Source organism: Lactobacillus sp., from assembly GCF_051873315.1.
In the GTDB taxonomy this organism is placed as follows: Bacteria; Bacillota; Bacilli; order Lactobacillales; family Lactobacillaceae; genus Lactobacillus.
On sequence record NZ_JBJEES010000107.1, the window covers coordinates 1 to 6,778 of the forward strand.

The following is a 6,778-nucleotide window of genomic DNA, read 5'->3' on the forward strand; positions in this document are numbered from 1 at the left end:
AGGTCGCTTTCGATCAAGTCGTGGCCGTTTCTGATCAAGCGGAAGATCCTGACGAAGTTCAGACTCCAAATGCTGGGGATGGTGATGTCGCGGGCCGCTTCGATGTCATAGCCGGCGCTGGCCAAAGTCTGCCGCCGGGGCAGGGTCAAGCCTTGTCCTTCATACTTCTTAACTACTTCAAAGCCTCTTACTCTGTTCATTGTTTTTGCTCCTTTAATTATCTAGACATCTATTTTACACTAGTTAAGACAGCAAAGGAAAAGGCAAGGATCACAAAATACTTGCCGCTTTGAAAGGAAAAGCTATGCCAGACGAAAGAGAAAAAGTCATTGAAATCAAGGCTGACGGCCAGTTAGTTGCCAAAAGTCCCCTCCTCTTGATTGAGCGAAAGAGCGGGCCGGTTTGGGTCATGAACCAGCTTTTTATCGCGCCGGGAGCCCCGGAAGGAATTTTGGACCAAGTCATGGCGCAAGTCGCAAAGATTTGCCAGGAGACGGGCTTAAAAGTTTGGCCTTTGGACCCGCAAGTGATCGCTTATTGCCAAAAGCACGGGGAATTGACGAACATTTGGGCCGGCAGACCTGCAAATTAAGCTGCTTTGATAGACGGAACATTTTTAATGGGCTAAAATGAGCTTAGACAGTTTTTTAAAAAGAAAAAAGAGAAAACAGGAGGCAATAGGATGTCAAAAGAAATCAGCTTTGACACGATCGAAAACTTCACCAGCAACTTGAGCAAGCACCCAGCTTACGGGGTAGCTGCCAACGCTGCCCAAACCAATGGGATCTTCAAGGCCAGCCAAAGCACCCAAAGCAAGATTGACCTGGACCCGACCTTCTCAGTGGAAATCGACACTGGTTCAGTTACCAACCAAAAGCAGTCAGGCCGCTGCTGGATGTTCAGTGCTTTGAACACCATGCGCCACTCAATCCAAAAGGAATTCAAGCTGAAGGGCTTTGAATTGTCACAGAGCTACACCTTCTTCTGGGACAAGTTTGAAAAGTCCAACTTCTTCTTTGAAAACGTGATTTCCTCAGCTGACAAGCCACTGGGCGACCGGAAGGTCTCTTTCCTTTTTGCCACTCCGCAATCAGACGGCGGGCAATGGGACATGCTCTGCGGCTTGATTGAAAAGTACGGGATCGTGCCGAAGAAGGTTTACCCAGAAACGGCCAACTCAGAAAACTCCCGCGCTTTGGACGACACTTTGAACACCATGCTCCGCAAGGGCGGTTTGGAACTGCGGGCTTTGGTGAGCGATGGCAAGAGCGAAGAAGAAGTAGAAGCTCACAAGGCTGAACTTTTGGACGCCATCTTCCGCATGCTGGCTACTTCCTTGGGCTTGCCGCCAAAGAGCTTCAACTTCGAATACACTGACGATGATGGCAACTACCACATCGACAAGGACATCACCCCGCAAGACTTCTTCAAGAAGTACATTGGCTGGGACCTGGAAAACTACATCTCAGTCATCAACGGGCCTACTGCTGACAAGCCATACAACAAGGTCTTCTCAGTTGAATACCTGGGCAACGTGGTCGGCGGCAGGCAAGTCCGCCACCTCAACCTGGAACTGTCCAAGTTCAAGGACTTGATCGTCAACCAATTGAAGCAAGGCGAAGTCGTTTGGTTCGGTTCAGACGTTTCCAAGGGCGGCGACCGGGAAGCCGGGCTTTTGGACACCAAGATCTACCAAAGAGACCAGCTTTTTGACTACGACTTCTCAATGAGCAAGGCTGACCGTCTGGACTCAGGCGAAAGCATGATGAACCACGCCATGGTTATCACTGCCGTTGACCTGGTTGACGGCAAGCCAACCAAGTGGAAGATCGAAAACTCATGGGGCGACAAGCCAGGCTTCAAGGGCTACTTCGTCATGAGCGACGAGTGGTTCGACCAATTCGTTTACCAGGCTGTTTTGAACAAGGCTTACCTGCCAGAAGACGTTAAGCAGGCTTACGACGAAGGCAAGAAGAACCCAATCGAACTTCTGCCATGGGACCCAATGGGCGCTTTGGCTTTCGACTTCTAAGAGAATTGAATAGATACGAAAAACGAGTTGCGGGATGCAACTCGTTTTTTGGGTGTGTATGGAAATTCATCAGATTACAAAGCTTAGTGAGAAGCCCCGCTAACCGTGTCAACCGCGAGTTCACTCTTGGCGCTGTCTGCCGCGATCCGGCCAAAAGTAAAGACGTCAGCTAGGGCGTTGCCGCCTAAACGGTTGCCCGCGTGAACCCCGCCGGCATTTTCACCAGCACAGTAAAGACCGGTAATCTTTTCACCTGCTTCGTTTAAAACATGGGCACCCGCGTCAATCTTCAAGCCGCCCATGGTGTGGTGCATGGCCGGCTGGCGCGGAGTAGCGTAGAATGGGCCATTTTCAACCCGGTGGTCAAAGACGCTCTTGTGGAATTCAGGGTCATCCCCCTGGTCAACGTATTGGTTGTACTTCTTGATGCTTGCCAGTAAGTGGTCTGGGTCAACCTTGATCTGTTCTGCCAATTCTTCCAAGGTATCAGCCTTGTAAAGCTGACCGCTAGCGATTTCCTGCTTGATCTTGTTTTCATCAGTGTTGTAGGCAGAATTCTTGATCGTTTCATCGGCAATCAAGTAGAAGAGACCACCGTTGGCAATTGCCGCCTTGGCTAAAGTATCCCGGCCAGCGTATTCGTTGACGAAACGGTCACCCTTTTGGTTGACCATGACAAAGTCAGCTGGCGGAACCTGCAGGCCAGTGTTGTATTCACCGGTCTTCGGGTCAGCAACTGGCATCATCTGGGTAAAGCCCATGCCGACTAAGGCAGCCCCTGCTTCCAGGCCCAAGTTGATCCCATCACCAGTAATGTATGGGGCGTTGGTAGTCTTCATGTTGTCTGGAATATCATCCCAGTAAGTGTTGTACTTTTGCAGCATCTTGGTGTTGGCGCTATAGCCGCCCGCCGTCAAAATTACCGCCTTAGCGTGTACAGTCAGCTTGTCAGTCTTCACGCCCACTACCCGGCCATCTTCAAGCAAAAGATCCGTTACCTTGGCATCGGTAAAAGTCTGCCCGCCATGTTCATCGTAGTACTTCTTCAAAGCCTTGATGTAGCCAAAGCCATCGCTTTCCACTGGCTTGTGAGCCCGGCGCCAAAGGGCACCAACTGGCATGGTTACGGCTGACATATTAAAGTCAACGCCAACTGAAGCCAGCCACTTAACCGATTCCAGGGCATGGTCAGTCAAAGTCTTAGCCAAAGAGTAGTCGCTGTAGATTTCGTTACCCTTCAGGTCAACCCGCTTGCCGCCCAAGTAAGTTTGCAGGCGGTGGAAGAGAACGGAGTCAAAGAGGTAGTCTTTTCCGCTGTCCAGGTAGTCCTTGATCTGCTTTTGCATCTCTTTGAAGTCTTCCCGGTATTCCGGAGCGATTTCGTCTTCCTTGACTTCCATCATTTGCTCCAGGGTGACATTTTCCCCTGGCAGGGCTGGAAACTTGTTTTGCCATTCCGGGTCAGCCGCGTTCAAAAAGCCGCCTGACCGCATGGTGTTGCCGCCGACAGTTGGTGCCTTTTCAAGCAGGGCTACCTTCAAGCCGTTTTGCAAAGAGCGGACAGCAGCGGTAAAGCCAGCCCCGCCGGCACCAACAACCGCCACGTCAACCGTGACTTCCCCGCTTTCGCTTTCTGCTTCTTGGTACTTTGGCCGCTTTTTAAATTCTACAGCATCCCCGCCAGCCATTTCAATCGCCTGGCCGACCCCGTCCAGGATCCCCCGGCTAGTCAGGGAAGCCCCGGAGACGACGTCAACGTTTAAAGTTTGTCCCTTAACAATCGCTTCCGGGATCCGCTTTAAAGCCGCGTCTGAGATGCCTGCCGTTTCTCCTTCAGCAACCTTGACATCTTCGATCCGGTCTCCGTCAACCGTCACCGTCAGCTTAAACTTGCCATTATGGCCTTGGGCCTCAACCGTGTATTTTCCAGCCTTCATTTTCTTGCTTCTTTCTATTGCTTTTTAATAATCTTTTTCTCACCCGTGATCGTAACACTTGAAAAAATCGCTCGCAACGACAAATTGTGATTTTTTTCATTAGCTAAAAAGAAAGCTGGCTTTTCGGGATTTTTGAAAGCATACGAGGAAGCATTTTCTATTTCATCCCAACTCATTTCATAACCATTTTCCAATTGACAATTCCCCGCCCAGCTGTTAAATTATGATTATAAAATTCTTAATGTTATTTTAATGTATCAACCCACTAGAATCGTGTAACAGAGGAGATCAACATGGGGAAAAAGTTACCGCTTGCCACAGCTTTAGCGGCTGGGCTCCTGCTCAGTGCCTGCGGCAAATCATCCACCACATCCACGGCCAAGACCACGCTCAACTTGATGGAGAGCGACACGATCGCCACTTTTGACCAATCCGCCAGCACCACGGTGCCGATCTGGGACGTCTTAAACCAGATGGACGACGGCCTCTTCCGCTCAGACAAGAACAACAATCCTGTCCCAGCCCTGGCCAAAAAGACGGTCAAGTCCAATGGCGGCAAGCGCTACACCTTCTACCTCAAGACCGCCAAATGGTCTAACGGCGATGACGTGACCGCTGAAGACTTCGTCACCGCCTGGAGAAAAGGCGTGGCCCCAACCGCCCTGTCCGGCTACAGCTACATCTACCAAGGCATCAAGAATGCCACCGCCATCCAAAATGGCAAAAAGAAGCCTGAAACTTTAGGCGTCAAAGCCGTGGGCAAGCACAAACTGGTCATTGACCTGGAATACCCAATCCCAACCTTCACCAAGAAGCTGACCATGACCTCCTTTTTGCCCCAAAACACCAAACTTGTCAAGAAATACGGCAAAAAGTACGGAACCAGCATGAAGACCTTCGCCTCAAACGGTGCCTTCAAACTTGGCAGCTGGAAGGCTGGCTCAAACACCTGGACTTTGGTCAAGAACCCTAACTACTACGCTAAATCTGAAGTCAAATTATCCAAGATCAAGTACCAAGTCGTTAAAGAAGCCAATACTGCCCACCAGCTCTTCCAGCAGGGCAGTCTGGATGACGCGTTAATCAGCGGCACCACCGCCCAGGGCCTGCAAAATGACAAGCACTTAAAGCAAGTCGACCGGTCCGGCAACTACTTCATCCGCACCAACCAGGCCAAAGGCCGCGCCTTAAGCAATGACAAGCTCCGCCAAGCCCTCTACTTAGTCATCAACAGAAAGCAGCTGGCTGAAAAAGTCATGGCCAACGGCTCTAAGCCTTCCTACACTTACTCTTCACCAGGCGCTGCCAAATACCCTGGTACTAACAAGGACTTCGCCACTGTCGCTAAGCCAAAGGAAACCTACAATGTTGCCAAGGCGAAAAAGCTCTGGAAGGAAGGCTTGAAAGAACTTGGCAAGTCTAACGTAACCTTGACCTTGGTCGGCTACGACACTTCTACTGACAAGAACCAGGCCGAATTTTTGCAATCACAAATCGAAAGCAAGCTATCCGGCGTCAAAATCGAAGTCAAGTCCCTCCCATTCTTGTCTGCCTACAACCTGGCCGTTAAGGGCGACTTTGACCTGCAGCTGAGCTACTGGCTCAACGACTACGCTGACCCAATGAGCGAACTGGAAACCCAGGAGCTGAACAATTCCCACAACTTCGGCAAGTACACCAGCAAGAACTTCAATCAACAGCTCAGCCTGGCCAAGTCCAAGAACGCTACTTCCCAAAAGGCCTACTTCAAGAACCTCTTGAATGCCCAAAAGCAGCTGAGTAAGGATAACCCGGTCATCCCTCTGTGCACCGAAGTTGAAGACCACCTGGTCAACTCCAGCCTGCGCGGGGTTCTCTGGAACACCACCGGTACGGCCGACTACACCCGGGCCTACTTCAAGTAAGGAGGATATATGGTTAAAGCAGTTTTTTTGCTGAAAAACGGGGCTAAGATCGTCTTAGACCTTTTGCCAGATGCCGCTCCCAACACCTGCGCCAGCTTCGTCTGGGCCGTCAAGCACCATATTTATGACGGTCACGCGATCCAGCGGATCGTGCCCGGCAAATGGGTCGACTTAAGCTACAATGCCTTTGGCAAAAAAGAGGCCAAGTACCTCCTGCCCAATGAGTTTGACCTGCATCCCGACTTAACGCCAGTTCCCGTCACTGCCGGAACGGCCTGCATGGGCGGCTACGACGAATTGGGCCTGGCCGGCTGTGAAGTCTTCTTTCCCTTGACTGATCAGACGCAACTAACCGGGACCTACCCTGTCTTTGCCAGAGTTGTCTCCGGCTTTGATGAAATCGAGCGCCTGGGCCAGGTCCAAACCCGGCCCGTGACTGACTTTCCTTATGAAGGAGTCGAGGTCAACGAACCTGTTATTCCACAAGTTATCGACAAGGTTACCTTGGAGCCGGCAGATTTCACCCTGCCTGACCCCGTCCGCATGACCCACGGGCAAATTCCCTTGACCTGGCAGTAATTTTTCACATAAAAAAGCTTTTCCCCACAATCCTGAGGAAAAGCTTTTTCTTTGCCTTTTACCAAATGTGCAAAAGTCTGGTCCGGTCCAGCTTGCTCAAATTAAACTGGTGAACGTGTGATTTCTCGTTCTCCGGAAATTCTCTGATAAAGTCAGCCACATTGTAGAGGCCAGTCGTGTAAGACCAGGTCCCCTTGACCTTCTTGACTGGGTCCAGCATTTCGTTTCTGATCGGGTAAGCCGAAATCAAAAAGTGCTTGTGGTGGAACTTGAAGGCAAAGTATGGCAGACGGAACTCGTCGACCACCTCTTCCTTGGTCTTGCCG

General features: G+C 50.8%; 6 protein-coding genes and 2 pseudogenes. 4 read left to right on the forward strand and 4 right to left on the reverse strand.

Translation table 11 applies throughout. The features are described 5' to 3' along the window. Positions 1-200 (reverse strand): annotated as a pseudogene (locus ACI32D_RS06230) (dUTP diphosphatase); the annotation flags it as partial. 104 nt (positions 201-304) lie between these two features. Between ACI32D_RS06230 and ACI32D_RS06235 the strand changes: the two are divergent. After that, entirely contained in the window at positions 305-592 is a 288-nt protein-coding gene (locus ACI32D_RS06235) for a hypothetical protein (protein WP_439775740.1), read from the forward strand. A 90-nt stretch (positions 593-682) separates the two neighbouring features. Next, complete coding sequence (gene pepC / locus ACI32D_RS06240) at positions 683-2,032, forward strand: aminopeptidase C (protein WP_439775741.1); 1,350 nt, start codon at positions 683-685, stop codon at positions 2,030-2,032. Between the two features lie 83 nt (positions 2,033-2,115). On the opposite strand, the gene ACI32D_RS06245 is transcribed toward pepC, so the two are convergent. Both ACI32D_RS06245 and ACI32D_RS06250 read right to left on the reverse strand, forming a co-directional pair. Then, positions 2,116-3,969, reverse strand: a complete 1,854-nt coding sequence (locus ACI32D_RS06245; protein ID WP_439775742.1) for a flavocytochrome c — start codon at positions 3,967-3,969, stop codon at positions 2,116-2,118. Positions 3,970-3,983: 14 nt separating this feature from the next. Continuing rightward, positions 3,984-4,163 (reverse strand): hypothetical protein, encoded by a 180-nt coding sequence (locus ACI32D_RS06250; RefSeq protein ID WP_439775743.1) that lies wholly within the window; start codon positions 4,161-4,163, stop codon positions 3,984-3,986. A 99-nt stretch (positions 4,164-4,262) separates the two neighbouring features. On the opposite strand from ACI32D_RS06250, the gene ACI32D_RS06255 reads away from it, so the two are divergent. Both ACI32D_RS06255 and ACI32D_RS06260 read left to right on the forward strand, forming a co-directional pair. Next, on the forward strand, positions 4,263-5,873 hold the full coding sequence (locus tag ACI32D_RS06255; RefSeq protein WP_439775744.1) for a peptide ABC transporter substrate-binding protein: 1,611 nt from the start codon (positions 4,263-4,265) through the stop codon (positions 5,871-5,873). Between the two features lie 9 nt (positions 5,874-5,882). Continuing rightward, positions 5,883-6,452 carry a peptidylprolyl isomerase gene (locus ACI32D_RS06260; protein WP_439775745.1) on the forward strand — a complete coding sequence of 190 codons (570 nt, stop codon included), beginning with the start codon at positions 5,883-5,885 and terminating at the stop codon, positions 6,450-6,452. Positions 6,453-6,510: 58 nt separating this feature from the next. Here ACI32D_RS06260 and ACI32D_RS06265 read toward each other — a convergent pair. Continuing rightward, positions 6,511-6,778, reverse strand: a pseudogene (locus tag ACI32D_RS06265) (2',3'-cyclic-nucleotide 2'-phosphodiesterase); the annotation flags it as partial.